At 72.2% G+C, this 26398-nt stretch carries 22 protein-coding genes; 14 read left to right on the top strand and 8 right to left on the bottom strand.

Annotated features, from left to right (window positions below; genetic code table 11):
* Positions 1–29: 29 nt before the first annotated feature.
* The 9 genes from ACFWGJ_RS07850 to ACFWGJ_RS07810 all read left to right on the top strand — a co-directional run bounded on the left by ACFWGJ_RS07850 (position 30) and on the right by ACFWGJ_RS07810 (position 13101).
* Entirely contained in the window at positions 30–1838 is a 1809-nt protein-coding gene (locus ACFWGJ_RS07850; protein ID WP_387321695.1) for a fatty acyl-AMP ligase, read from the top strand.
* On the top strand, positions 1835–6058 hold the full coding sequence (locus ACFWGJ_RS07845) for a beta-ketoacyl synthase N-terminal-like domain-containing protein (RefSeq protein WP_387321694.1): 4224 nt from the start codon (positions 1835–1837) through the stop codon (positions 6056–6058). Before ACFWGJ_RS07850 ends, ACFWGJ_RS07845 begins: the two co-directional genes overlap by 4 nt.
* A gap of 54 nt (positions 6059–6112) precedes the next feature.
* Positions 6113–7102, top strand: coding sequence for an alpha/beta hydrolase (locus ACFWGJ_RS07840; protein WP_387321693.1), 990 nt, complete (start codon positions 6113–6115; stop codon positions 7100–7102).
* 50 nt (positions 7103–7152) lie between these two features.
* On the top strand, positions 7153–8457 hold the full coding sequence (gene ccrA / locus ACFWGJ_RS07835) for a crotonyl-CoA carboxylase/reductase (protein WP_387321692.1): 1305 nt from the start codon (positions 7153–7155) through the stop codon (positions 8455–8457).
* A 395-nt stretch (positions 8458–8852) separates the two neighbouring features.
* Positions 8853–10469, top strand: coding sequence for an ATP-binding protein (locus ACFWGJ_RS07830; RefSeq protein ID WP_387321691.1), 1617 nt, complete (start codon positions 8853–8855; stop codon positions 10467–10469).
* Positions 10470–10474: 5 nt separating this feature from the next.
* Entirely contained in the window at positions 10475–10885 is a 411-nt protein-coding gene (locus ACFWGJ_RS07825; RefSeq protein WP_055611716.1) for a roadblock/LC7 domain-containing protein, read from the top strand.
* Positions 10882–11253 carry a DUF742 domain-containing protein gene (locus tag ACFWGJ_RS07820; RefSeq protein WP_387321690.1) on the top strand — a complete coding sequence of 124 codons (372 nt, stop codon included), beginning with the start codon at positions 10882–10884 and terminating at the stop codon, positions 11251–11253. The genes ACFWGJ_RS07825 and ACFWGJ_RS07820 overlap by 4 nt, the downstream gene beginning before the upstream one ends.
* Positions 11234–11848 carry an ATP/GTP-binding protein gene (locus ACFWGJ_RS07815; protein WP_387321689.1) on the top strand — a complete coding sequence of 205 codons (615 nt, stop codon included), beginning with the start codon at positions 11234–11236 and terminating at the stop codon, positions 11846–11848. The genes ACFWGJ_RS07820 and ACFWGJ_RS07815 overlap by 20 nt, the downstream gene beginning before the upstream one ends.
* A complete protein-coding gene (locus ACFWGJ_RS07810) occupies positions 11845–13101 on the top strand; it encodes a cytochrome P450 (RefSeq protein WP_387321688.1) in 1257 nt (418 codons plus the stop codon). The genes ACFWGJ_RS07815 and ACFWGJ_RS07810 overlap by 4 nt, the downstream gene beginning before the upstream one ends.
* Before the next feature lie 201 nt (positions 13102–13302).
* Here ACFWGJ_RS07810 and ACFWGJ_RS07805 read toward each other — a convergent pair whose 3' ends face one another.
* Complete coding sequence (locus ACFWGJ_RS07805; RefSeq protein ID WP_387321687.1) at positions 13303–14334, bottom strand: 7-epi-alpha-eudesmol synthase; 1032 nt, start codon at positions 14332–14334, stop codon at positions 13303–13305.
* Positions 14335–14586: 252 nt separating this feature from the next.
* Here ACFWGJ_RS07805 and ACFWGJ_RS07800 point away from each other — a divergent pair, with 252 nt between their 5' ends.
* A complete protein-coding gene (locus tag ACFWGJ_RS07800; RefSeq protein WP_387321686.1) occupies positions 14587–14979 on the top strand; it encodes a VOC family protein in 393 nt (130 codons plus the stop codon).
* A gap of 51 nt (positions 14980–15030) precedes the next feature.
* Here the strand turns inward: ACFWGJ_RS07800 and ACFWGJ_RS07795 are convergent, their stop codons facing one another.
* The 3 genes from ACFWGJ_RS07795 to ACFWGJ_RS07785 form a co-directional block, all read right to left on the bottom strand.
* Positions 15031–15498 (bottom strand): peroxiredoxin, encoded by a 468-nt coding sequence (locus ACFWGJ_RS07795; protein WP_387321685.1) that lies wholly within the window; start codon positions 15496–15498, stop codon positions 15031–15033.
* A gap of 61 nt (positions 15499–15559) precedes the next feature.
* Entirely contained in the window at positions 15560–15859 is a 300-nt protein-coding gene (locus ACFWGJ_RS07790) for a DUF4235 domain-containing protein (RefSeq protein WP_107022306.1), read from the bottom strand.
* Positions 15860–15937: 78 nt separating this feature from the next.
* Positions 15938–16954 carry a glutathione S-transferase family protein gene (locus tag ACFWGJ_RS07785; RefSeq protein WP_387321684.1) on the bottom strand — a complete coding sequence of 339 codons (1017 nt, stop codon included), beginning with the start codon at positions 16952–16954 and terminating at the stop codon, positions 15938–15940.
* A 95-nt stretch (positions 16955–17049) separates the two neighbouring features.
* On the opposite strand from ACFWGJ_RS07785, the gene ACFWGJ_RS07780 reads away from it, so the two are divergent.
* Positions 17050–18030, top strand: a complete 981-nt coding sequence (locus tag ACFWGJ_RS07780) for a cation diffusion facilitator family transporter (RefSeq protein WP_387321683.1) — start codon at positions 17050–17052, stop codon at positions 18028–18030.
* A 94-nt stretch (positions 18031–18124) separates the two neighbouring features.
* Here ACFWGJ_RS07780 and ACFWGJ_RS07775 read toward each other — a convergent pair whose 3' ends face one another.
* From ACFWGJ_RS07775 to ACFWGJ_RS07765, 3 genes are all read right to left on the bottom strand, one after another.
* A complete protein-coding gene (locus ACFWGJ_RS07775) occupies positions 18125–18574 on the bottom strand; it encodes a nitroreductase family deazaflavin-dependent oxidoreductase (protein WP_387321682.1) in 450 nt (149 codons plus the stop codon).
* A gap of 181 nt (positions 18575–18755) precedes the next feature.
* Positions 18756–20216, bottom strand: coding sequence for an aldehyde dehydrogenase family protein (locus ACFWGJ_RS07770; protein WP_387321681.1), 1461 nt, complete (start codon positions 20214–20216; stop codon positions 18756–18758).
* Positions 20217–20337: 121 nt separating this feature from the next.
* A complete protein-coding gene (locus ACFWGJ_RS07765; RefSeq protein WP_387321680.1) occupies positions 20338–20925 on the bottom strand; it encodes a TetR/AcrR family transcriptional regulator in 588 nt (195 codons plus the stop codon).
* 157 nt (positions 20926–21082) lie between these two features.
* Here ACFWGJ_RS07765 and ACFWGJ_RS07760 point away from each other — a divergent pair, with 157 nt between their 5' ends.
* Both ACFWGJ_RS07760 and ACFWGJ_RS07755 read left to right on the top strand, forming a co-directional pair.
* Entirely contained in the window at positions 21083–21547 is a 465-nt protein-coding gene (locus tag ACFWGJ_RS07760) for a DUF1348 family protein (RefSeq protein WP_387321679.1), read from the top strand.
* 9 nt (positions 21548–21556) lie between these two features.
* Positions 21557–22072, top strand: coding sequence for a flavoprotein (locus tag ACFWGJ_RS07755; protein ID WP_387321678.1), 516 nt, complete (start codon positions 21557–21559; stop codon positions 22070–22072).
* Between the two features lie 19 nt (positions 22073–22091).
* Here ACFWGJ_RS07755 and ACFWGJ_RS07750 read toward each other — a convergent pair whose 3' ends face one another.
* Positions 22092–22955, bottom strand: a complete 864-nt coding sequence (locus tag ACFWGJ_RS07750; protein WP_387321677.1) for an endo alpha-1,4 polygalactosaminidase — start codon at positions 22953–22955, stop codon at positions 22092–22094.
* A gap of 529 nt (positions 22956–23484) precedes the next feature.
* Here ACFWGJ_RS07750 and ACFWGJ_RS07745 point away from each other — a divergent pair.
* Complete coding sequence (locus ACFWGJ_RS07745; RefSeq protein WP_387321676.1) at positions 23485–26346, top strand: AAA family ATPase; 2862 nt, start codon at positions 23485–23487, stop codon at positions 26344–26346.
* Positions 26347–26398 lie beyond the last annotated feature (52 nt).

Below are 26398 nucleotides of genomic sequence, written 5' to 3'. Positions count from 1 at the left end.
GCTCCGCCGCCGACCCAGTTGGAGCCGCCATGACCTCCGGAGCCCCCACGAACTCCGCCGGACCCGCCGCCGACGAGGCCTCCCTCACGGACCATCTGCGGCACTGGGCCGAACTCCGTCCGCAGCAACGCGCCTTCAGCCACGTCGCCTTCCCCGACAGCTCCTGTGGCGGTCTGCACCGCACGCTCGGCTGGCGGGCCCTGCACGCCCGGGCCCGAGCGGTGGCGGCCCGCCTCGCCACCGTCGCGTCCCCCGGCGAACGGGCCGCCCTCGTCCTGCCCCAGGGCCTGGACTACGTCGCCGGGTTCCTCGGCTGTCTGTACGCCGGCGTCATCGCCGTACCCCTTTTCGGACCCGAACTCCCGGGCCACGGGGACAGACTGGCGGCCGTCCTCGCCGACTGCGAACCGGCCTGCCTGCTCGCCGACTTCGGCACGACCCCGGCGATCCGCGCCTTCGTACGGGACCACGGACTGCCCGACGTCCCGGTGATCCCCGTCGACCAACTCACCGTCCAGCGCCACGGGTTCGGCGCGTACGACGACGGCGGCCGAGCGCGGTCGCGCCCGGTGCCCGGTCCTCGGTCGGGCCCGGAGCCGAGGCCGCGGCCCGACGACGTGGCCTACCTCCAGTACACCTCCGGATCCACCCGCAGCCCGGCCGGCGTGATGATCAGCCACGCCAACGTCGTCGCCAACGCCCGCCAGGCACTCGACGCGTTCGTCGCCGACCCGCGCACGAGCACGACGGTCGGCTGGCTGCCGCTCTTCCACGACATGGGACTCGTCCTCAGCATCGCCGCACCCGTGGTGGGCGGCTTCCCGTCCGTCCTGATGGACCCCGCCGACTTCCTCCGCGACCCCGCCCGCTGGCTGCGCCTCCTCGGCTCGTACGAGGGCACGATCAGCGCCGCCCCGAACTTCGCGTACGACTACTGCGTGGCCCGCACGGCCCCCGAGGACGTCGGCGAACTCCGCCTGGAGCGCGTACGGGTGCTCATCAACGGCAGCGAACCGGTGCGGGCCGGCACGGTGGAGCGCTTCCGCAGGGCCTTCGCGCCCGCGGGCCTCGACGCCACGGCGCACTGCCCGGCGTACGGCCTCGCGGAGGCCACCGTCTTCGTGACCGCGAGCCCCCTGGACGAACCCCTCGCGGCCGTCGCCTGCCGGGCCGACGCGCTCGCGGAGGGGCGCGTCGAGGTGGTGACGACGGACGACGGGCACACGGAGTCGACCGTGCTGGTCTCCTGCGGCACCCCGGTCGGGCAGGAACTGCGGATCGTCGGCCCCGACGGCGGCGTACGGCCGGCCGGGCACGTCGGGGAGATCCAGCTGCGCGGGCCCAACATCGGCCTCGGCTACTGGAAGCAGGCCGGACTCACGGCCGAGACCTTCGGCTTCGGCGCGGGGGAGGACTGGCTGCGCACGGGCGACCTCGGCGCCCTGCACGAGGGGAGGTTGCTCGTCACCGGCCGCCTCAAGGACGTACTCGTCGTGGACGGGCGCAACCACTACCCCCAGGACATCGAGGAGACCGTGCAGTCGGTCGTCCCCCTGGTCCGCCGGGACCATCTCGCCGCCTTCGGAGTGACCCGGCCCGACGCCGTGGGCGAGGAACTCGTCGTGGTCGCGGAGCACCGCCGGGACGCCGACCCGACCGCGGACGACAGCCGCGGCGCCGAACGCGCCGTACGCGCCGCCGTCTCGGCCCGCCACGGGCTGCGCCTGGGCGCACTGCTGCTCGTACCGCCCGGCTCCGTGCCGCGCACGAGCAGCGGCAAGGTGTCCCGCGCGGCCACGCGGAAGCGGTTCCTCGACGCCGGGTTCGGGCCGCGATGAGCGCGTCGCGCACGGCGGTCCGCGCGCTGGTCACCGAACGGCTGCACGGCTGGTACGGGCTGCCGCCGGACGAGTTGACCGACGACCGTCCGCTGGCCGAGGCGGGTCTGACCTCTCGCGACGCGCTGGCCCTGACGGCCGCGCTCGGTGAACTGGTCGGCCGGCGGCTGCCGGACACGCTGCTGTGGGACGCGCCGACGATCGAGGCGCTGGCGGAGCGCCTGGCCGAGACCGAGGCCGAACCGAAGGCGGCCCCCGCCCCGGTCCCCGTACCGGCGGCCGCTGTCGCCGTCGCAGTCGTCGGCGTGGGCTGCCGCTTCCCCGGCGGTGTCACCTCCGCCGACGCGTACTGGCGGCTCCTCACCGGAGGCCGGGACGCCGTCGGCACCCTTCCGGCGGGCCGCTGGGACCCCTTCGTACCGGACCCGGCACAGCTGCCGGACGACGTGGTCCGGCACGGCGCCTTCCTCGGCGGGCTCGACGCCGTCGCCGGTTTCGACGCCGAGTTCTTCGGTATCCCGGCCCACGAGGCCACCGCCATGGACCCCCAGCACCGCATGCTCCTGGAGGTCACCCGCGAGGCCCTGGACCACGCCTGCCTCCCGGCCGACGCGCTCGCGGGCACCCGTACCGGTGTCTTCGTGGGCATCAGCGGCAACGAGTACGCGCTCCTCACGACCGCCGACCCGCGTGCCGTGGACGCCTGGACGGCCACCGGCGCCGCCCTCGGCGTCGCCGCGGGCCGGCTGTCGTACGCGCTCGACCTGCGCGGCCCCAGCCTGTCCGTCGACACGGCGTGCTCGTCGTCGCTGGTCGCCGTGCACCACGCCGTCCGCAGCCTGATGTCGGGCGAGAGCGACACGGCACTGGCCGCCGGAGCGAACCTGCTCCTGACCCCCGCCGTCACCCTCGGCTTCCAGCGCGCGGGCGCCCTCGCACCCGACGGCCGCTGCAAGGCCTTCGACGCCGCCGCCGACGGGATCGTACGCGGCGAGGGCTGCGGGGTCGTCGTCCTGAAACGGCTCACGGACGCCGAACGCGACGGCGACCGCGTCCTTGCGGTGATCCGCGCGACCGCCGTCAACTCCGACGGCCGCTCCAACGGGCTCACGGCCCCCAACGCCGAGGCCCAGCGCGCCCTCCTCGCCGTAGCGCACACCGCTCCGGCGACCGTCGACTACGTGGAGGCCCACGGCACGGGCACCGCCCTCGGCGACCCGATCGAGGCGAGCGCGCTCGGTGCCGTCCTCGGCCGTGACCGCGCCCCGGAACAGCCCCTCCTGATCGGCTCCGCGAAGACCAACCTCGGCCACCTGGAGGCCGCCGCCGGTGTCGCCGGCCTGATCAAGACCGTGCTGGCCCTGCACCACGGCGAGATCCCCGGCCAACTGCACTTCACCCGCCCGGGACCGCACGCCGACCTCGACGCGCTCGGGCTGCGCGTCGTCACCTCGCCCGAACCCTGGCCCCGCTACTCGGGCACCGCCACCGCGGGCGTCTCGGCCTTCGGCTTCGGCGGCACGAACGCCCACGCCGTCCTCACCGAACACCGCCCCGCCGCTACGGGACCGCCCGCGCCCGGAACCACCGGGCGGTCCGAGCGGCCCGCGCTGCTCCTGCTCGACGGCCCGACCACCGACCGCGTACGCGCGTACGCCGGTGAGCTGGCCGCCTGGCTGGACACCCCGGGCAGCCGACGCGTCCGCGACGCCGACCTCGCCCGTACCCTCGCGGGCCGCACCGGCCGCGGCCGGCACCGCGCGGCGCTCGTCACCCGCGACCGCACGCAGACCGTCACCGCGCTCACCCGCCTCGCCGACGGCCTTCCCTCCCCCCACCTGATCACGGGCCACGGAGCCCCCGGCGGACCCGGACCGGTCGTGTGGGTCTTCTCCGGTTACGGGTCCCAGTGGCCCGGCATGGGCAGCCGGCTCCTCGCGACGGAACCCGTGTTCGCGGCGGCCGTCGACCGCCTCGAACCCCTCCTGCGCGCACACGCGGACCTCTCCCTGCGCGCCGGACTGCGCCCCGACGCCGACCTGTCGACCCCCGCCACCGTCATGCCCGTCCTGTACGGCACGCAGGTCGCCCTCGCCGAACTGTGGCGCTCGTACGGTCTCGAACCCGCCGCCGTCATCGGCCACTCGCTCGGCGAGATCGCGGCGGCGGTCGTGTCCGGCGAACTGGACCCGGCGACCGGCGCCCGCACGGTCGCCGTACGCTCCCGCCTGCTCGCCCGACTGAAGGGCGGAGCCATGGCGGTCGTGGACCTACCGGCCGCCGAAATCCCCCTCGCTGCCAGGGAGTTCACGACCCTCCAGGTGGCCGTGCACGCCTCGCCGGCCCAGAGTGTGGTCACGGGATCGGCCGAGGACGTCACGGGACTGGTCGCCCGGGTGACCGAGGCAGGCGGCTTCGCCCGCTCGCTCGGGGTGTCCGCGGCCGGACACTCGCCCGAAGTCGAGCCGCTGCTGACGGAGTTCGCGAGGGAGTTGGGCGAGGTCCAGCCCGCGTCCCCCCGCTGCCGCCGCTACTCCACGACGCTCGACGACCCCCGGGAGGCCGCCCCCTGCGACACGGCGTACTGGGCGGCCAACCTGCGCAACCCCGTCCGCTTCGCCCAGGCGGTGCGCGCGGCGGCCGAGGACGGACACCGCGTCTTCGTCGAGGTCGCCCCGCACGCCACGCAGTCGCACCCGCTCACCGAGACACTGCGCGAGGCGGGGGCGCAGGACGCACTCGTGGTCCCCACGCTGCGCCGCGGCACCGACGACGCGGTGGGCTTCCGCACCGCGCTGGCCACGCTGCTCGTCCACGGCGTACGAGTGACCCGGCCGCGGGAGGGGCTTGCCCCGGGGGGCCGCATCGTGGACGTCCCGCCACCCCGCTGGCGGCACCGCCGGTTCTGGGCGGGCGAGGAGACACCGCCCGAGACCCCGCTCCGGACCGCGCCGGCCCCCGCCACGACCCCGCTCGACCGTCTCCGTCTGTGCGTGGCAGGGGTGATGGGCTACGCCCCCGACCACCTCGACCCCGACACCCCCCTGACGAACCTGGGCCTGGACTCCCTCACGGCCGTCCGCATCAGAACAGCACTCCACCACGAATTCCACACGGACGTGCCCCCAGCCACCCTCCTCAAGCAAGGCACGCTGAGAGCGATAGCAACCCTCCTGACGACAGCCCCGCCAGGGGCGCCGGAAACGGCGCGAGCAACCGCCCCGATAGGGGCGCGGGGAACGGCGCGAGCAACCACGACGCACCCGCACCCGAACGCCCCGATAGGGGCGCGGGGAACGGCGCGAGCAACCACGACGCACCCGCACCCGAACGCCCCCCTAGGGGCGCGGGGAACTGCGCGACCAGCCCCCACGCACCCGCACCCGCACCCGCACCCGCACCCGACAACCCTGCGCACCTTCCCCCACACCGGCAGAGCCACCCCCCTCTTCCTCGCCCACGCAGCAGGCGGCGACGCCACCGTCTACGCCCGCCTGGCGGCAAGCCTCGACGCCGACCGCCCCCTGTACGGGTACGACAGGCAACCAGAACCCGACGACGTCCCGGCCCGCGCCGCGGAGTTCGCCCGACGCATACGGCGGACGAGCGCCGACGGCCCATGGGCGATCGGCGGCTGGTCCTACGGCGGCCTCGTCGCCCAAGAGGCCGCCAGACTCCTCGCCCCCCAAGGCCAGGTCACGGCCTTGATCCTGCTCGACTCCGTCCTCCCCCTCCCCACCCCCCTCACCCCCGCCGAGCAGGCCCTCCACCACTTCCAAGACTTCGCCGCCTACGTGGAACGCACCTACGGCCCGGCACTGAACCTCCCGTACGACGAACTCGCCGAGCTCGACGACACGGCAAGGATCGACCTCGTCATCAAGGTGCTCAGGGACACCGTCGAACTGCCGGAGGCCGTCCTCGAACACCAGCGGACCTCCTACCTGGACCTGCGCAGCGGCGAACGGCACCGGCCGGGAACGTACGCGGGCCGCACCCTGCTCTACCGCGCGAGCGAACCCGCTCCGCACACCGTCCGGGACCCGCGCTACGAGCGCGAGGACGCGACGCTCGGCTGGGACGCGCACTGCACCGACCTGACCGTCGTCCCGCTGCCGGGCCACCATCTGTCACTGCTCGACCCACCGGTCGTCGACCACCTGGCCCGGTTGCTGACACGCGATCTGCGGGACTTCCGAGGCGTGACTCCTGACGCGTGACTCCTGACGCGTGACGCGGACTCCTGACGCGGGACTCTTGAAGGGACTTGCCCCATGACTCGTAAGCGCAGATGTGCCGCTCTGGCGGTCACGACGGCCCTGCTCGGCACGGGCGTCGTCCTCACCGCCCCGCCGACCGCCGCCGCAGCCGCCGCCCCCGTCGCGGAGGCCGCCGCGACCGCCACCGTCGTCGGCGAGACATGGCTCGACGCCCGGACCGTCGACCTCACGATCGCCTCCCCGGCGGTCGGCGCCGCCCTGCCCGTACGCGTCGTCCTGCCGACCGGCTACGCAGCGCAGCCCGACCGCACCTGGCCCGTCCTCTATCTCCTCCAGGGCGCGCACGACGACTACACGTCCTGGACCAGGGAGACGGACGCCGTCGACTTCCTCGCCGGCCACGACGTCCTCACCGTGATGCCCTCGTCGGGACCCACCGGCATCCCCACCGACTGGTGGAACTACGGAAGCGCCGACGCGCCGGACTACGAGACCTTCCAGGTCGACGAGTTGATGGGCGTGCTGCAGCAGAGGTTCCGGGCCGGGACGAAGCGCGCCGTCGCCGGGGTGTCCACCGGCGGCTACGGCGCCCTGGCGTTCGCCGCACGGCACCCCGGCACCTTCGGCGCGGCGGCCTCGTACAGCGGGATCCTCGACACCACGGCCCTCGGTATGCCGACCGTGCTGAACGCCATCGTGGCCCGGGAGTCGCTGCTCCCGCTGACCCTGTGGGGCAGCCATCTGCTCAACCGGGGCAACTGGAACCGGCACAACCCCTACACCCAGGCACGCGCCCTCCAGGGCACCGGGCTGTACATCTCCCAGGGCAGCGGGCTGCCGGGCGGTGTCTTCGGCAATCTCGAAGGCGCCCTGCTGGAGGGCACGCTCTGGGCGCAGGCCCACCGTTTCACCGCGCAGCTGGACGCCCTGGGCATACCGGCCCAGGTGCATTTCTACAGCGGGGGAGCGCACGCCTGGCCGAACTGGCGGCAGGAGTTCAAGGCGTCCTGGCCGACGCTCGCGCAAGGCCTCGGCCTGAGCTGACCCCCGGTCCGGGCGGACCCGAGCCGACCCCCACCCAAGGAGGAACCACCATGGACGCGCTGGCGCAGGCAGTCGTCGCGGGAGCCGACCGCACGGAACTGGCCCACCTCCCCACCCCCGGCCACTACACCGCCGCCCATCTGCGCGCGGAGGACGTGGGCAGTTTCGCCGGAGTGGCCGACAAGGACGTCCGCAAGTCGATCCACCTCGGTGACGTACCGATGCCCGAACTCGCCCCGAACGAGGTCCTGGTGGCCGTGATGGCGAGCGGCATCAACTACAACACCGTCTGGTCGGCGATGTTCGAGCCCATCCCGACCTTCTCCTTCCTGAAGCACTTCGGCCGCCAGGACCGGTGGGCGGCCCGGCACGACCAGCCGTTCCACGTGATCGGCTCGGACGCGTCCGGGGTCGTCGTCCGCGCCGGTTCGGGCGTGCGCAGATGGCAGGTCGGCGACCAGGTGGTGGTGAGCCCGGTCTACGTCGACGAGGAGGATCCGGCGACCCACGCCGACGGCATGCTCGGCAACGGCATGCTGGCCTGGGGCTTCGAGACCAACTACGGGGCACTCGCCCACTACGCGGTCGCCCGGGCCAGCCAGCTCCTGCCCAAACCGGCCCACTTGACCTGGGAGGAGGCCGCCTCGAACCCGCTGTGCGCGGGCACGGCGTACCGCATGCTCGTCAGCGACCGGGGTGCCCGGATGACCCAGGGCGACGTCGTCCTGATCTGGGGGGCGGCCGGCGGCCTCGGCGCGTACGCGGTCCAACTGGTCCGGGGCGGCGGCGGGATCGCGGTGGGTGTGGTCAGCAGCGAGCGCAAGGCGGAGTACGCCCGCCGCCTCGGGTGTCACGTGGTCATCAACCGCGAGGAGATCGGACTCGTCGGCGGCGAGGCGCCCGCGGACCCTGCCGTCGTCGGCAAGCGCCTCGGCAAGCGGATCCGGGCCGCGACGGGGGAGGACCCGCACATCGTCTTCGAGCACGTGGGCCGGGCCACCTTCGGGATCTCCGTCTTCGTCGTGCGCCGTGGCGGCGCGGTGGTCACCTGTGGCTCCAGTACGGGGTACCAGCACGAGTTCGACAACCGTTATCTGTGGATGCGCCTCAAGCGGGTCATCGGCAGCCATGGCTCCAACCTCCATGAGCAGGCCGCCGTGCACCGCCTTCTCGACCTCGGCCAGCTGGCTCCGGCGCTCACCGAGACCTATCCCCTCACCGACACCGCGGAGGCGGCCAGACTGGTCCAGAGCAACACCCACCTGGGCAAGGTCGGCGTCCTCTCCCTCGCCCCGGAGCCCGGTCTCGGGGTCACCGATCCGGCGCGCAGGGAACGGGTCGCCCGCCCGGCGTGATCAAATCGTAGTAACCCGCGGTAATGGCTCGGACGCGCCCAGGCCCCGTCACTCACGGCGGGGCCTTGGCCATGAGTGCGCCAATCCCCGGCAGGTATCCCGTGCCGTATGCACCTATTTACCCCGCGCATGTTGGATCATGATGGTGAGTCAAGGGATTTGTCGACCCAAAGGGCCTGGTCGGAGCCTGACGAAACCTTCACGGCGAGGGGTCGGCCACGGTGATCCGCTAGAGATCAAAACCGATAAGGTTCCCTGAGGTGCGGCGAGTTGACGCGACAGCGATCGTTTCTCGCTCGCCTTCCACGTATGCCCGTCACGGGGTCGACCACCTCGTGACGAGTGCAGCCCCCGAGTATCCCCCCTGTTCGATCGTGTTGCTTTGAAGGATGCAGATGGAACTTGCCACTCCGCCACCGGCGGCGCGGGCACCGGTCCCCTGGTACGGCTGGTGGCTGCTGCCACTGGCCTTAGGGGCCGGCACCGTCGTCGCTGCGGTCGTCGGCTCCGACCAGGTCCGAATACCCGCGATCGTCTCCGGCGTCGTCGTCACGGCCGCGAGCGCCGTCACCGTACGACTCCTGATCCGCTCCCAGCGCCAACTGCGCAGCAGCGCAGGTGAGTTCAGAAACGCGCAGGCCGAGCACGCCCAGCAGTGGCAGCAGCACCTGGCCGGCCTCGAACGTCAACACGCCGCCGAGCGCGCCGCCCACGACGCACAGCTCGCCGAGCAGGCCACGGCCTACGAGACGCGGATCGCCGAGCAGAACCGGGCCTGGCAGGACCAGCTGGACCTGCGGCTCGCCGCGGTCGCCCGGCTCGCCGACGACCTGCTGCCCCAGGCGCTGGAGCGGCTCAGGGCCGGTGACTCCATCGACGACCTGCTGCCCACGGCCGGCCAGGGCGCCGAGATCGGCGCCGATCTGCAGGCAGCGCTGCGCAAGGCGCTCAGGACCGCCCTCATGGGTGTCGAGCAGGAGCTCGACCGCTCCACCTCCGCCGAGCAGGCCGTCGTCAGCATCGGCAGCCGTATCCACGTACTGACGAGCAAGCTGCGCGGCCGGCTGCACGAGATGCAGGGCGAGCACGGCAGGCTGCCGTCCGTCGCCCAGGGCCTGATGGAGCTGGACCAGGAGCTCGGCCCCGCCGACTCCCTGGCGGCGAGCATCGGCGTACTCGGCGGCACCGACCGGCCCGGCCGTCAGTGGCAGGAACCGCAGCGGCTGCTCAGTGTGGTGCGCGGCGGCATCGGCCGGATCAGGGACTTCGACCGCGTCCAGGTGCAGTACCTGCCCGAACTCGGCGTCGACGGCGGTCTGGTGGACCACCTCACGCTGATCTTCGCCCATCTGCTGGACAACGCGGCGCGCTACTCCCCGCCCACCGAGCCCGTGATCGTGTCGGGCAAGGAGGTCCCGAACGGCGTCGGCGTCGAGATCCAGGACTCCGGCAAGGGCCTGAGCGAGGAGAAGAAGCAGGAGGCCCTCCAGGCGCTCGACGGCGTGGCCCCCGGCCCCGGTATCGGCGGCGTGTCCGAGGACGCGCACCTCGGCCTGCGGGTGGTGGGAGTACTGGCCCGCCGGTACGGCATCAGGGTCACCTTCGCGGACTCGCCCTGGCTCGGTACCTCGGTCGTCGTCGTGGTACCTCACAAGTACTTCAGCCAGCTGCCCGCCGCCGTCACCGCGCCGGCCCCGGCCGCCCAGGTCACGGCCGCGCCGGACACCGGGACCGCCGGGAGCGACACGGCGGCCACGGCCGCGCAGCCGGAGGCGACCGCGGACACCACGCCCGGCGGTCTGCCCAGGCGCCGCAGGCGAGCCGGGACCGAGCGTCCCGAGCAGGCCGCACACGAGGACGACTCCACCGCCACCGCCTCGCACGCGGTACCGCCGGACGCGTCCTTCACCGGCCTGGCCGCCTTCGCCACGGCGGGGCGTGAGCCGATCGCCGACCGTGAGCCGGCCTCCGGCGCCGAGTCCACAGAGCACCGCACGGAAGAGAGCGACTAGTCCTCATGACGCAACAGGGAACCGACGTGAGCTGGGCGCTCCGCGATCTGGTCGAGAGCATCCAGGAGATCCGCTTCGCCCTGGTGGCCTCCAGCGACGGGAAGGCCATCACCTCCTACGGCGCCGACGACCCGGACGACGTGGACCGCTTCGCCGCCGTGGTGGCGGGACTGCAGGCACTGGCCCAGCCGGTGGCCGAGCAGTTCCCCAAGTACGCCGGGCAACTGCGCCTCGCGATGATCGAGGTCGACGGCGGTCACCTCTTCGTGGTGCGCGCGGGTGTGGAGACCTACCTCGGCGTCCTGGCCAGGGAAGGGCTCGACCAGGGCCTCCTGGGCCATCAGATGAGGGACCTGGCCCGCAGGATGGGTGAGCTCCTCGGCACCACTCCGCGCCTGGAGGAGCACTCTGGATGAGTGGTCCCCGCCGACCCACGGACCCGTCCGGTCTTGAGCGCTACTACGTCCTCACGGGCGGCCGCAGCGGACCGGGCGGTTCGTCGTCGAGCCTTGACGTGGCGACCCTCATCACCTCCCGTGCGACGGCCGGCCCCGGCATGCAGCACGAACACGAGGAGATCCTCCGGCGCTGCCGTGATCCGTTGTCGGTCGCCGAACTCGGCGCCCACCTCGGACTGCCCTTCAACATTCTCGCGGTGCTCTTGGCCGATCTGCTGGACGCAGGCCGCGTTGAGGCCCGTGATCCCATCCCGGCGTCAGGCGCCGGTCGCGGGCCCGACCTCGCGCTCCTTGAGGAGGTACTCAGTGGACTTCAAAGGCTTTGACCATCCCGACCGCGACCCGGCCGACGGCGCGGCCGGTGCCCGCTCGGTGAAGGTGATGATCGCCGGCGGATTCGGCACCGGAAAGACCACCATGGTCCGGTCCGTCAGCGACATCAAGCCGCTCACCACCGAGGAGACGCTGACCCAGGCCAGCGCCGACGTGGACAACCTGATCGGGGTGGCGGACAAGCAGGAGACCACGGTCAGCCTGGACTTCGGCAAGATCGGCATCAACGACCAGCTGATGCTCTATCTGTTCGGCACCCCCGGGCAGGAGCGATTCTGGTTCCTGTGGAACGGCCTCTTCAAAGGCGCCCTCGGCGCCGTGGTCCTCGTCGACACCCGCAGGCTGGCCTCCAGTTTCCGGGCCATCGAGGAGATGGAGCGGCAGGACGTCCCGTTCGTGATCGCCCTGAACGTGTTCCCGGACTCCAAGGACCACCCGGTCGAGGAGATCCGGGACGCCCTGGACATCTCCCCGGACATCCCGGTGGTGGCCTGCGACGCCCGCGACCGGGCCTCCAGCCGTGATGTGCTCATCGCGCTGATACGGCACCTCAAGGACCGCTCCGCAGTCGCACTGGAGTCCCGATGACCGAGCAGCCCTTAAACGACGGCTCCGGCGCCCCGCGCGGCTGCCCGGTCGCGCACGGCGGGGGAGGGGACCTCACCCGCCTCTACGGGCCCGAGGCGGCCGTCGACCCGATCGGCATCTACGGGCGGCTGCGCAAGGAGCACGGGCCCGTCGCGCCGGTCCTGCTGGAGGGCGACGTGCCCGCCTGGCTGGTGCTCGGCTACCGGGAGAACCGGCGGGTGCTCGACAACCCCCGCCAGTTCAGCCGGGATTCGCGGATCTGGCGGGACTGGAAGGAAGGGCGTGTCGAGAGCACGTCCCCGCTGATACAGATGGTGGGCTGGCGGCCCGACTGCGTCTCGCAGGACGGCGAGCCGCACCGCAGGCTGCGCAGCGCCGTCACCGACAACCTGCAGGCCGTCTCGGGCCGCGGCATCCGCCGCCATGTCACGCACTTCGCCAACAAGCAGATCGACGCGTTCGCCGGAGCGGGCACCGCCGACCTGGTGTCCGAGTACGCCGAGTACCTGCCGATGCTCGTACTGACCAGGGTGTTCGGGCTCGCGGAGAGCGAGGGGCGGCGGCTCGCCGAGTCGTCCGCACAGGTCATCAAGGGTGGCGCCGAGGCGCTCGCCCACAACGACCGCATCATGCGGATCCTCGGCGAACTCACCGAGCGCAAGCGGGTGGAGCCCGGGTCCGACTTCACCACCGGGCTGCTGGAACACCACGCCGACCTCGACGAGGACGAGATCGTCAACCATCTGCGGCTTGTGCTGATCACCGCGCACACCACCACCAGCAACCTGCTGGCCCGGGTGCTGCAACTGGTCCTCACCGACGAGGGGCGGCTCTCCGGGCTGATCAGCGGGCAGCTGAACATCTCCGCCGTCGTGGAGGAGGTCATGTGGAACACCCCGCCGCTGGCCGTCCTGCCGGGGCGGTTCGCGACCGCGGACATGGAACTCGGCGGGCACCGGCTCCAGGAGGGCGACCTGCTGGTGCTCGGGCTGACCGCGGGCAACATCGATCCGGAGATCCGGCCCGACGTGGGTGTCTCCGTGCACGGCAACCAGTCGCATCTGGCGTTCAGCGGGGGGCCGCACGAGTGCCCGGGGCAGAGCATCGGGCAGGCGATCATCGAGACCGCCGTCGATGTGCTGCTGCATCGGTTGCCGGGGCTGCGGCTCGCGGTGGCTCCGGAGGAGCTCACCGCTACCGCGTCCACGTGGGAGGCACGGTTGGATCGGTTGCCCGTTCAGTTCGCAGCGTAGGCCCGTGGGCCCGTCGCCCCGTCGCCCCGTCGCCCGTAGGCCCGTTCGCCCGTTCGCCCGTTCGCCGGGCGGCGGGCCTTCGGCCGTTCTGGGTTGAGTGTTCTCCGCGGGTGCGTGGGGGCCGGGCGCGCAGTTCCCCGCGCCCCTCAAGGGGCGGCCCCTCTTCGGTGGTGCTGCCGAAGAGGGGCCGGGACATCGTTGTCAGACTGTCAAGAGGTCGTCCAGGGAGCCCTTGCCCGCCAGTTCCGCCTGGGAGGCGGGGGTCTCCTTGTCCGCGGCGTAGCGGCCCGTGGTCAGGGCCCATTCGTAGTTGCCGTTGATCCAGTGCTGGATGGCCTCCACGCCCATCCGGACCCGGCCGCGCTCCTCCTCGTCCAGACCGAGCTCGTCGCACATCTCCGGTACCTGCGCCTCCAGTCGGAGGTACTCGGCCAGGCACTCCGAGGTCATCCGGAACGCCTCGTCGGCCGCCTCCTGCCAGCTGCAGCGGCGCTCACGGTGCAGGACGGCTATCAGGTTGTGCCCGTCCCCCCGGCGTTTCTCGCGCTCGAAGGAGTGGATGTCGTTCATGAAGCCGATGGTGTCGGCGGCGAGGTCCCGCATCCTCTCCATCAGCGGATGCGCCTGCGCCGCCGCGGGCACCTCGAAGCCCCGGCTGCGCTCCCCGGCGTCGATGCTGTGGTGGATGCCCACCGTACGGCGCCGGAACGCCGCGTACTCCTGAAGGTCGAGCGTGCCGGCCAGACCGCGCGAGGCGAGGTCGACCTCCTCGGTGTGCGCCACCAGGAAACGGCCCCAGGAAGCCGCGAACCGTGTACGCCATGTCAGAGACATGCCATCCGAAAGATGGGCCCACACCTCGGCCCAGGCGACCGTGATGGGGCAGACCACCCGGGGGGTGATGCCCGCGGGCCGCAGCGGGGTGACGATGAGTTCCCGCGCCACGTCCGCTATGCGGTCGGCGCGGTCGGGCCTGCCCGAGTCGAACTGGTCGTCGAAGAGGAAGGCCAGCGAGAACCAGTTCATCAGGACGACCATGTCGTCGGCGGAGGCATGGGGATAGGTGCGGGCGGCGGCCTGGGGCAGATCCCAGGACCGGTACTCCTCGAAGCCGGCGTTGCTGCGCACCAGACCCTTGTCCCACACCCAGCGCAGATGGCGGGCCTGGGCATAGTCGAGATGCGTGCTGACCGGGGTGGCGAAGGGGAGGTCGAACCTGACGTCCTGCGGCATTCGCGTCCTTCCTTGATACGAATTCACAGGGCCCCCCACCCCTGCGCGCGGGCGTGCCAAAGTGACGCCCACTGACTCGAACTGCGCTTCCTGAGGCGAAAGTTGACTCGATTTACGCTACGAGGCTGCCCTGATCGTAAATGATCTATGCCGCGATCTGTTGCACGGGCTGTTCCGTACGCCACGGGGTACCCGGTCGACGAGCAGTGGACGGAGGGCCGTTCGCGCTCGACCGGTCTTCGGAGGAGAGATATGGCACTGGTAGTGGCAGGGTTCGTGGTTCTGGACTGTTCCGAGCCCGAGAAACTCGCCGCGTTCTACAAGGAGTTCCTCGATGGCGAGGAGACCGACGCGACGGCGAACCGGGTGGAGATCCAGGGTGCCGACGGCATGAGGATGGCGTTCCGGCGGGACGTGAACGCGACCCCGCCCAGCTGGCCGCGCCCTGAGAACTCCCTGCAGGCGCACCTGGACTTCCACGTCGACGACCTCGACGCGGCCGAGCGCAAGGTCATCAGTCTGGGCGGACGTGCGCTGGACGCCAAGGACGCGGGCGGCCCGTACGAGGAGCGGGGCTACGCCGACCCGTCGGGCCACTCGTTCACCCTGCGCACGGGCGCGGCGACCGCACCCAAGCAGGGCTGAGCGCGAGCAGGGCTGAGCGCGCTGGGCCGAGCCCGGGCGGCAGCAGGTCGTTCAGGCGCGGTGCGCGCGCAGGGCCGCCAGGGCGCGGTCCGCGTGCGCGCTCATCCGCAGTTCGCTGCGCACCACTTCGAGGATCGTCCGGTCCTCGGCGATGACGAACGTGACCCGCTTGGTGGGCGCCAGCGAGAAGCCGCGCTTCACCCCGAACAGCTCGCGGACCTTGCCGTCCGGGTCGGACAGCAGCGGATAGCCGAGGGTGTGCTTCTCGGTGAACTCCTGCTGGCGTTCGACCGTGTCACCGCTGATCCCCACCGGCCGCGCCCCGGCGGCCGTGAACTCGGCGGCCAGATCGCGGAAGTGGCATGCCTCGGCGGTGCAGCCCGAGGAGAGCGCCGCCGGATAGAAGAAGAGGACGACAGGGCCTTCGCCCAGCAGCTCGGAGAGCTGCCGGGGCGTGCCGGTCTCGTCCGGGAGGGTGAAGTCCTCGACGGTGTCGCCCACCGCTGCCTGGTTCGTCACGACTGGCTCCCTGACTGTCGGCCACCTGTAGGAAGGCCACCGTACTGGACGGTACGGAGCGTCAGTCGCGGCCCCCCTTGTCATCGCCGGGCCACACTCCGGTGGACCGCTCGATGGCCTTGGCGCCGGTGCGGTCCGCCGCGCTGCGGACGACCGCGAAGATCGCGCCCTGGACGGCCGCCGCGAGGAGCACCTCGCCCCAGCCGCGGTCCTTGTCCAGCGCGTCGGGCGCGTCGTCCTCGTGGCGGATCACCTTCCACACCTTCTGGAACGCCAGCCCGGCGAGGGTTCCGCTCGTCCAGCCGAGCAGGAACCCGACGGGCTTGTAGACGACGGGCAGGCTCTTTTTCTTCTTCGACACCTGGCTCTCCTTCGGTAGCTGTTGTCCGGGACATCAGGCGAGTGTCCAGTTCAGCGGCGAATACGCGGCCCGCTCTCCTCAGGGCCGGCCCGCCGCCGCTACCTCCTCGCCCTCGGGCACGGGACCGGGCGGGCTCCCGTCCCCGAACGGGCGCCCGCCCAGCTCCTCGCGCCCGTGCGAGGTCAGCCAGCCGGACAGGTCCGGGCCGAGCGGCACGATGCGGGTCGGGTTGATGCCCTCGTGGACCTGGTAGTAGTGCCGTTTGATGTGATCGAAGTCGACGGTGTCCCCGAATCCGGGCGTCTGGTAGAGATCACGGGCGTACGCCCACAGCACCGGATCCTCCGTCAGCTTGTGGCGGTTGCACTTGAAGTGGCCGTGGTAGACGGCGTCGAAGCGGACCAGGGTCGTGAACAGCCGGATGTCCGCCTCGGTGATCGTGTCCCCGACCAGATACCGCTGCCCCGCGAGCCGCCCCGACAGCAGCTCCAGCCGCCGGAACACACCCTCGCAGGCCGCCTCGTACTCCTCCTGGCCGGTCGCGAACCCGGCCCGGTACACCCCGTTGTTGACGTCCTCGTACACCTCCTCCATGACCTCGTCGATCTCGTCGCGGAGCCTTTCCGGGTAGAGGTCCGGCGCCCCTTCGCGGTGCAGGTCCCGCCACTCGGTGGCGAGGTCGAGGGTGAGCTGCTGGTAGTCGTTGGTCACCAGGCGCCCGCTCGCCACGTCCACCACGGCGGGCACGCTGACGCCGCCCGGAGCGCCCGGCTCCCGGGCCTCGTACGCCTCGGCGAGATAGCGGATGCCGAGGACCGGGTCGCGGCCCCCCGGGTCCAGCGTGAAGCGCCAGCTGCGGTCGTCCTGGATCGGATCGGTGACCGCCATCGGCAGGGCGTCCTCAAGGCCCAGCAGCCGCCGCGAGATCACCGCGCGGCTCGCCCAGGGGCAGGCCCGGCTCACGACCAGCCGGTAGCGCCCGGCCTCGACCGGCCAGCCGTCGCGTCCGTCGGCCGTCACCCGGTCCGCGAAGTGGCTCTTGGACCGCTTGAAGGACTTCTTCCCGTACGCGCCGTTGCCCTCGGTGTCGCTCATGCAGAGTCTTCCTTTCGTACGTCGCCCTCCGTACGGGTTCCCCGAAAACCGCCGTCACCTCGTGTGAGGCGGGGCGAGTGGGGCATTCGGCGGAGGTGAACCGTAAGCCTGTCTCCCCTTCGGACCGCCGTACCCGGGTCACCGTCCTGGTGGCGCTGGCCGCCAACCTCGTGATCGCCGTGGCCAAGGCCGTGGGCGGCCTGTTCGCCGGATCGCCCGCCCTGCTGTCGGAGGCCGCCCACTCGGTGGCCGACAGCCTGAACGAGGTCTTCCTCCTGGCCGCCCTGCGCCGCAGCCGGCGCCCCGCCGACAACCGTCACCCGTTCGGCTACGGAAAGGAACGCTTCTTCTGGTCACTGCTGGCCGCCGTGGGCATCTTCCTGATGGGCGGCTGCTTCTCCTTCTTCCAGGGCTTCGAGGCCCTGGGCAGCGAGGAGTCCGAGTCCCACAGCGGTTATGTGGCGGGGCTCGCGGTCCTGGTCGTGGCGCTCCTCGCCGAGGGGGCGTCCCTGCTGCGCGCGGTCCGTCAGGTGCAGAAAGAGGGCGGGTTCTCCTCAGAGATCCGGGACCCGGCGCTGCGTACCGTCATCGCCGAGGACGGCACCGCCGTGCTGGGTGTGCTCTTCGCGATCGCCGGCATGGCCCTGCACATGGTGACCGGCCAGGTCGTCTACGAGGCCTCGGCCTCCATCGCCATCGGCTGCCTCCTGGTCTACGTGGCGTACCGGCTGGGCCGTGACGCGCGCGACCAGCTGATCGGGCAGGCCACGGACGAGGAGTCGAGCGGCCGCATCCGTGCCCTGCTGGAGGCGCAGCCCGAGATCGACTCCGTGGAGTCCCTGCTGACCATGCAGCTCGGCCCCGACTCGACCCTGGTGGCCGCCCGCGTCGACCTGACGCCCGGTCTGGACAGCGAGGAGGTCGAACTCGTCGCCGTACGCATCAAGGCGTCCGTCCGCAATCTGGTCCCGGCGGTCGACCAGATCTTCCTCGACGTGACCGACGCCCGCCTGGCCCGCCGCGCGGCCGCACACGAAAATGGCCCCGCCGCGACGGGGGAGCGCGGCGGGACCTGAACATCGGGTGCCCGGCGTTCACCGGTTCATGCACCCCTTCTCGGAACGACTACATCGGCCACATCGACCGGAACGGCCGGTGTGGCCGTAACGGCTACGGGCCGGCGACCGGCTCCAGGACGAAGACCGGGATCTCGCGGTCGGTCTTCTTCTGGTAGTCGGCGTAGTCCGGGAACGCGGCGACCGCCCGCTCCCACCACTGGGCCTTCTCCTCGCCGGTCACCTCCCGCGCGGTCATGTCCTGGCGCGTCGGGCCGTCCTGCAGTTCCACATGGGGGTCGCCGACCACGTTGTGGTACCAGACGGGGTGCTTGGGCGCGCCGCCCAGCGAGGCGACGGCGGCGTAACGGCCGTCGTGCTCGACCCGCATGAGCGGCGTCTTGCGGATCTTCCCGCTCTTCGCGCCGCGCGTGGTCAGCACGATCACGGGGCGTCCCGTCTCCCGCAGGGTCGTTCCCTCGGTACCGCCGGAGCGCTCGTACAGCTCCACCTGATCGCGCACCCACTGGGTGGGACTGGGCTCGTACTCACCCTCAAGAGGCATGTGTCATCCATCCCATCGATCGTCGTCGTGTACGACTCGTGCAGGCTCGTGCCGACTGCGGCCGGCTCCTGCCGACTCGGATTTCAACACTCTCGCCTCGTCGTTTTCATCCCGCACGAGCCGTTTCACCCTCACACCTGCCCGAGTACGCCCGTACGAGTCATCACCGGAACGCCAGGGCCTAGAACGGGAAGTGCGCCTGCTGCGTGGCCAGGGTCACCCAACGGGTGTTGCTGAACGCCTCGATGCCCCAGCGTCCGCCGAAGCGCCCGTACCCGCTGCCCTTGAAGCCGCCGAAGGGCGCGTTCGGTTCGTCGGCGACCGACTGGTCGTTGACGTGCACGATGCCGGTACGGATCCGGCGGGCCACCCGGAGCCCATGGGTGCCGTTCTCGGTGATGATCCCGCAGGTCAGCCCGTGCTCCGTGGAGTTGGCGAAGGAGACGGCCTCGTCGTCCGTGGTGAACGTGCTGATCACGGCGAGCGGACCGAAGGCCTCCCCGTGGTACAGCTCGGCCTCCTCGGGAAGGTCGCTCAGGACGGTCGCCGGATGCACGGCCCCCTCGGGGGCGGCGCCCCCGGTGAGGACGGTCGCGCCCTTGGCGACGGCGTCCGCCACGAGCGCCTCGACCCGGCGGGCGGCGTCCAGCGTGACGAGCGGGCCGACGACGGTGTGCGGATCGGCCGGGTCGCCGGACGCGAGCGACTCGGTCTTCGCGGTGAACTTGGCGGTGAACTCCTCGGCCAGGCTCTCGTGCACGAGGATCCGGTCGGCGGACATGCAGATCTGTCCGGAGTTCATGAAGACGGAGAACACGGCCGCGTCGACCGCGTAGTCGACGTCGGCGTCGTCCAGCACGATCACCGAGTTCTTGCCGCCGAGTTCGAGGACCGCGGGCTTCAGATGCCGGGCCGCGTGCACCCCGATGATCCGGCCGACGTTCGTGGAGCCGGTGAAGTTGACGGCCCGTACGCGCTCGTCGGCGACCAGGGCCTCGGCGACGGCGGCCGCGTCCTCGGGGGCGTTCGTGACGACGTTCAGGACGCCGTCGGGCAGGCCCGCCTCGCGCAGGATGTCCGCGATGAACAGACCGCAGGCGATCGGGGCGTCCTCGCTGGGCTTCATCACCACGGTGTTGCCCGCGGCGAGCGGCGCGGCGACGGCCCGTACCCCCAGGATGACCGGGGCGTTCCACGGCGAGAAGGCGGCCACGACACCGACCGGCTCACGGACCGCGAGACCCAGCGCGCCCTCCTCCTGGGCGCTCAGGACCTCTCCGCGCGGCGCGGTGACCGCGGCGGCGGCCTCACGGAGGATGTTCGCCGCGAGACCGACGTTGAACATGGCCCAGGGCCGGGTACCGCCCACCTCGCCCGCCATGATCCGTACGGCGTCCTCCGTGCGGGCCTCCAGGAGGTCGGCCGCGGTGAGGAAGATCTTGCGCCGCTGCGCCGGACCGAGCGCGGCCCATCCCTCGAACGCGGCGTCGGCGGCGTCCACGGCCCGGGTGACGTCCTCGACGCCGGCCGCTGCGACCGTGGCGTACAGCTGTGAGCTGTAGGGGTTCACGTCCTCGGCGGTGCGGCCGGAGACCGCGGGCTGGTCCTTGCCGCCGATCAGCAGGTCACGATGGAGGGTCATGCGCGGCTCTTCCCGTCGGTCGACGCGCGCGACGCGCTCCGCGACGGAACGCCCGCGTTCGCCTGGTGAACAATTGTCCATTGAATCTTCAATGGGAGTCTGCAACCCGGCGCGGTGTCCGTCAATGGCCGTCCGGCACGCCGTTCGCGCCGGACGGGCCGTACGCGTCGATCAGTGCGCGGGCCGCCCGCCCGGCCCGCGCGGCGGGGTCCGCGCTCCGTTCGACGGCGGCCGTGACCATCGCGCCCTCCGCCAGCAGCTGCAGCTGCCCGGCCAGTTCGGCGGGCAGCCCCGCCTCGGCCACCAGGCGGCCCAGATACTCCCGGAAGGCCCGCTTGTGGGCGCGGACCTGCTCGGCCACCGCTTCCGACACGGCGCCCAGCTCCCCGTACGAGTTGATCCAGGCGCAGCCCCGGAAGTCGGGTTCACGGAACCACCGGCCCAGCCAGTCGAAGACCGCGAGGAGGCGCTGCCGCGCGTCCGTGTGCGCCTCGACGTGCTCGGCCAGCCGCTGCCGCCAGCGCAGGTCGCGCCGCTCCAGATAGGCCACCACCAGCTGCTCCTTGGCGGGGAACAGCTGGTAGAGCCTCTTGAGCGAGACCCCGGAGACGCCGCGGATGTCGTCCATGCCGACGGACTGTATGCCGCGCCCGTAGAACAGGGTCTCCGCCGCGTCCAGGGCCTGTTCCCTGGCGACCGCGCTCTCCATGTGCCGGCTCACTCCTCGCTGTCCTGGTGGCCTGCCTTGACGTGAGAACCACCGTTCTCTACGTTAACAGCGACCGCGGAGAACGTACGTTCTCCAGCCTGTGCCGAGTCATGGCGCTTGCCGGCCGACCGGCGAGCTCACTCCGAGGGGACCCCGTATGACCGACGCCGACCGCCCGCCCCTGCCGCCCTTCACCCGCGAGACCGCCGAGCGGAAGGTCCAGGCGGCGGAGGACGCCTGGAACACCCGCGATCCGCAGAAGGTCTCCCTCGCCTACTCGCGGGACTCGGTCTGGCGCAACCGCGGCACCTTCGTGCAGGGGCGCGCCGAGATCGTGGAGCTGCTCACCGCGAAGTGGCGGCGCGAGGAGGAGTACGCCCTGCGCAAGGACCTCTGGGCCTTCGACGGCAACCGCATCGCCGTCCGCTTCCAGTACGAGTGCCGTGACGCCCACGGCCAGTGGTGGCGTTCGTACGGCAACGAACTGTGGGAGTTCGACGAGCACGGCCTGATGACCCGGCGCGAGGCCAGCATCAACGACGTACGGATCGAGGAGAAGGAGCGCCGGATCCTCGGCCCGCGGCCGGACGCCGAGCGGGGGCGGTCCTTCCCGGTTGAGTAGGGTTCCCGGGTGACCGAACAGGCCCGCAAACCCTTCCTGTACGTCGTCGTCTGCGCGGCCGGAGTCGCCGACGGCGTCGGCGAGTTGATCTCCCTGGCCCAGCAGCGGAACTGGGAGGTCGGTGTGATCGCGACCCCGGTGGCGACGGGCTTCTTCGACGTCACGGCGGTCGAGACGCGGACGGGCCGGCCGGTCAGGTCCGCCTGGCGCTCGCCCGGCGATCCGCGCCCGTTCCCGGACCCGGACGCCGTCGCCGTGGCGCCCGCGACCTTCAACACCGTCAACAAATGGGCGGCCGGAATCTCCGACACGCTCGCGCTGGGCACGCTCTGCGAGGCGTACGGGATGGGTGTGCCGATCTCCGTACTGCCCTGTGTGAGCGAGGCGTTGACCGCCCACCCCGCCTACCGGGACAGCCTGAAGAGGCTGCGCGGGATGGGCGTCAGGTTCGGGGAGCACGCCTTCGGCGGACCGGAACAGCGCGGGTTCCGCTGGGAGCAGGCGCTCGATCTGCTGGCGCGCTGACCTCAGTGCCGGGCCGCGGTCAGCCGGTCTCCCGGACGTAGTCGTCGCTGTCGGGCGTCGACACCTGGAGGTCCCGGCGCACGATGCTCAGCCGGTCGCCGAAGCCCGCGAGGGCCTTCTTGAAGCCCTTGTCGGTGTACTCCACGACGACGGCCCTGTCGTCGAAGGCGTCCGCGTACGCACCGCACTCGTCGTACGCGCCGCACTCCTCCACCACGGCGAAGTCGAGCCCGGCACGGCCACGTCGGTCTGCCAACTCGACGGTGTTCTTCTGGGCGATGGCCAGGCCCCGCGCGTGCGCGCGCTCCGAGAGCAGCTTGATGAAGGACACCGCGTCGTCCGCGGTCAGCAGGCCGTCGGAGCGGGTGTAGCTGTCGTAGTTGTCCGGCTCGACCGCGTCGAAACCCTTCTTCGCGCAGCCGTCGATCCACTGGTCGACCCGGGCCGCGACCCGCTTGCGCTTCGCGGGCGTGCCGATGTCGAGCAGCGCCTCGTCCCAGTCGGCGTCGATGACGACCTCGCCCCGCTCGTCCCGCAGCAGCAGGTCGTCGGGCCAGTCGTCCTGCTCGTCGGGCTGGGCCTGGAAGCCGTTGACGTAACAGATGTTGTAGAGACCGGGGGCGGGGTCGGCGGTGCGGTCGCGCGCGACGATCCCGACGCCGGACGGCGGGGTGTAGGCGCCGCCGATCTGGTAGTCGAAACCGTCGGGCACGGGGGGTAGCCGGACGGGTCCGGAACTCGACTTCGTGCTGGTGGGGCTGCCTGTGGTGTCGGCGGGGTCCTTGGTGTCCCCGTCCGGCGAGCAGGAGGCCAGGGCCGCCAGGGTGACCAGGGCGGCAGCCGCCCTGAGGAATCCCGTGCGGGGGCCACGGTTGGCGGGCATGTCCGCTCCATCGATCGCGAGTACGGCCCCGCCTCGGACTCCGTGACGGTCCTGGCGACTTTGGCCGGACTGCGGAGCTTGTCCACCGGCTGGGCGCACGTCTGGGTGCCGGGGTGTTCGCCTCGGCACGTTTGGATCAAAGCGTGTGGGGGGTTGTGCGTCAAGTTCACGGTTCGCTTGCCGCGGGCCGCTTGCCGCGGTGGGCTTGGGCTTGTCGGGTGCGGGTGGGTGGGGGCTGGTCGCGCAGTTCCCCGCGCCCCTGGGTGGGTGGGGGTGGCGGGTGGGGGTTCGGGTGCGGATGGGTGGGGGTTGAGCGCGCAGTTCCCCGCGCCCCTGGGTGGGTGGGGGTGGCCGGGGGTTTTTCGGGTGCGGGTGCGGGTGCGTGGGGGTTGGGCGTGTGGTTCCTCGGGCTCCTGGGGCACCCGGTGCCGTCGGGAATGGGGTCGTGCGTGATAATCGTGCATATCGTGTGACGGTCGGGCATTTCTTCCGGAGTGGCGAGGGGCACGAGATCTGCGGAAGGAGACGCGTGAAGCACTCGGCGGGGACGGACGGCGGCGCCTGGATCGTCGGGAGGGACCGCGAACTGGCCCTGCTGACCGGGCTCGTGAAGGGGCTGTCCTCGGCGGATCCGGCGACGGAACGTCCCGGGACCGGTGTGCTGGTGGTCACCGGGAGCCCGGGCTCGGGCAAGAGCGTCCTCCTGGACGAGGCCTGCCGGACCGCCCGCGCAGCCGGCGTACGGGTGCTGCGCTGCACGGGCTGCGAGGTCGAGTCGGGGCTGCCCTTCGCGGGACTCCATCAGCTGCTGCGCCCGGTGCTGGACCTTGCCGAAGAGCTTCCCGCCCGCCAACGGACCGCCCTGCTGGGTGTGTTCGGACTGGACGAGGACGTGGAACCCGACAACGCCCAGAATCCGCTGCTCACCTCCCTCGGCGCGCTCACGCTCCTCTCCGACCTCGCGGCGCGCGGCCCGGTCCTGCTGGTGGTGGACGACGCCCACTGGCTCGACGTGGGCACGCTCGACACCCTGGCCTTCGTGGCCCGGCGCCTGGAGGGCGAGCCCGTCGCGATGCTGGTGGCGGCCCGCGACCAGTCCGTACCCGCGCAGTTCGCCCGTGAGTTCCCGCTGCTGAGCGTCGACCCGCTGGACGCCGCGTCGGCCGGACGCCTCCTCGATCTCCAGCCGGAGGCCCCCGCGGGCCGGGCCCGCTCCCGCATCCTCGACGAGGCCGCCGGGGTGCCCCTCGCGCTGGTCGAGCTGGCCAGGGCCGTGGCCCGCGACCCGCGTGCCGCCCGGGACGCGCTGCCCCTCACCGACCGCCTGGAGGCGATCTTCGCCCAGGACCTGCCCGCCCTGCCGCCCGCCACCCGGCAGCTGCTCCTGCTGGCCGCCGCCGCGGAGACCGCAGAACTGCCCCTCATCCTGTCGGCCGCGGCCCCCGACACGACCCCCGCCGACTGGCACCCCGCCGAACGGGCCGGACTCATCCGCATCGAGGACGGCCGCCTGCGCTTCCGGCACCCGCTGATCCGCTCGGCCGTCTACCAGTCGGCGACCTACGCACAGCGGCACGCGGCCCATCAGTCGCTCGCCGAGGTCTTCACCGGCGACCCGGACCGCCGCGCCTGGCACCGCGCCGCCGCCGTCGAGGGCGTGGACGAGGGCGTCGCCGAGGAACTGGAGGTCGGCGCGGGCCGGGCCCGGCGCCGGGGCGGGTACGCGGCCGCCGCCACCGCGCTGGAACGCGCGGCCCAGCTCAGCCCCGACCCCGCCGACCGGGCCCGCCGTCTGGTCCGCGCCGCGACCATGGCGATGTACGCCGGACACCCCCGCTGGGTCGCCGAGATCACCGCCCGGGTCACCGCGCTCACCGAGGACCCCGCCGTACTCGCCGAGGCCTCGCTGCGTGCGGGCTGGGCGCTCGCGGTCACCACCCAGTTCGAGGGCTCGCTCGGCTATCTGCTGCCGCTCGCGGACGCCGCGACCGACGACAACCCCGTCCTCGCCCTGGACGCGCTGGCGACGGCCACCACACCGGCGTACAACGCGGGGGAGTCCGCGCACCGCGAGAAGATCGTGCGCATCGCCGAACGCGTCCCCGTGCAGGAGGACGACAGCGACCGCCTGTGGATCCTGGCGGGCACGGACCCCCTGCGCCACCGGACCCGGGCCCTCGCCCTGCTCCACGCCGACCAGGACGACACCGACCAGGACGGTACTGGCGGGGGTGGTCCGTCGGCCGACGAGGACAGTGGTCCCGTACGGGACCGGCCCCTCTCCCAGCTGATCACCTGGGGCGCGGCGGCCTGGTTGCTCGACGAGACCGGCGAGGCCGTCCGGCTGCTGGGCGCCGCGCTGGAGCACCTGCGCCGTTCGCCGACCGCCGGTGCCAACGCCACCGTGGCCCAGGCCCTCGCGCTCGCCCAGTACGAGAGCGGCGCGTGGTCGGCGGCCCGCGCCTGTCTCGACGAGGCGTACCGCACGGCGGCCGAGGGAGGCCTGGAGAACGTGGCCATCGGCGCGCCGATCCTCGGAGCCACCCTGCTCGCCCTGCGCGGCGACGCGGACGCGGCGCGCACCGCGGTCCGGCGCGCCGTCCACGGCGTGGACCTGCCCACCTGCCGCAGTCTGCAGGTGCGGGCCCACTACGCGCTGGGCGCGGCGGCGCAGGCCGAGGGCGACCACGCGACGGCGTACGACCGTTTCCGCGCCGTCTTCACCGAGGACGGCGAACCCGTGCACTTCCACGCCTCCGACTACCACCTCGCCGACCTCGCGGCCGTCGCCGTACGCACCGGGCGCGCCGAGGAGGCACGGGCGGTCCTCGACGCGGCCGGGCGGCGGCACGCCGAGGGCGAGGTGTCCCCGCGCCTCGCCGCGCTGGTGGACCGGGCCCACGCCCTGCTGGCCGAACCGGACGACGCCGAACGGCACTTCCGGCAGTCGCTCGCCCGTCCGACGGGCGACCGGTGGCCCTTCGAGCGCGCCCGGACCCGGCTCGACTACGCGGAATGGCTGCGCCGCCGCCGACGCGCCACCGAGGCACGGCCACTGCTCTCCGCCGCCCTGGAGGTCTTCGAGAACCTCGGCGCCCGGCCGTGGACGGAACGCACCCTCGCGGAGCTGCGGGCGGCGGGCGTCCACGCCACCGCCGCCGCCACCTCCGGCCAGGACCCGGATCTGTCCGAACTCACGCCGCAGCAACTGCAGATCGCCCGGCTCGCCGCGGCGGGCCTGACCAACCGTGAGATCGGGGAACGCATCTTCCTGTCGCCGCGCACGGTCGGCTTCCACCTCTACCGGATCTTCCCCAAACTGGGCGTCACGGCCCGCACCCAGCTGCGCGACGTGCTGCCCGACGCCCTGCGGGAGGTTCCCGGGGCTTGAGCGCGGGTAGCGACCGGCCGTGCTGCCGCGACGGCGGCGCCGGGCTACCGTG

The sequence above is a fragment of the Streptomyces sp. NPDC060205 genome (assembly GCF_042728395.1).
Lineage (GTDB): Bacteria > Actinomycetota > Actinomycetes > Streptomycetales > Streptomycetaceae > Streptomyces.
The sequence above is the reverse complement of the archived record's forward strand: the minus strand, read 5'-3'. Positions and strand labels throughout refer to the sequence as shown.